Origin of the sequence: Polaribacter sargassicola (assembly GCF_021991835.1) — a bacterium.
Taxonomy (GTDB): Bacteria; Bacteroidota; Bacteroidia; order Flavobacteriales; family Flavobacteriaceae; genus Polaribacter; species Polaribacter sargassicola.
The window spans coordinates 1-324 of the sequence record NZ_JAHDAU010000127.1; the positions used below are offsets into that span (position 1 = coordinate 1).

General features: G+C 63.6%; 1 protein-coding gene. It reads left to right on the plus strand.

What is annotated here, in order from left to right:
* A partial coding sequence (locus tag KI686_RS16145; protein WP_237590350.1) for a type II toxin-antitoxin system VapB family antitoxin occupies positions 1 to 225 on the plus strand: 225 nt, incomplete at its 5' end.
* Positions 226 to 324: the final 99 nt, after the last annotated feature.

Genomic DNA, 324 nt, shown 5'->3' on the forward strand with positions numbered 1-324 from the left:
TGTATTAGCCGCACGAACATCGACATCGACGATGCCCTCGTGAGCGAGGTCATGCGGCGCTACGGCCTGACCACCAAGAAGGACGCAGTGAACTTCGCGCTGCGTCGGCTGGTCGGTGTGCCGCTGACGAAGGAGTTCCTGCTCAGCCTGGAAGGCTCGGGCTGGGACGGCGATCTCGACGAGATGCGCGATGACGCGCCCGGCGAGGTGTGGGCGGGTAGATGATCCTGATCGAGACCTCCGCGTGGATCGATTATCTTCGCGCGGCTCGGACGGAGGCGCATTTCGAGGTGCGGTCGCTGCTGCAGTCGGATGCTGATGTTC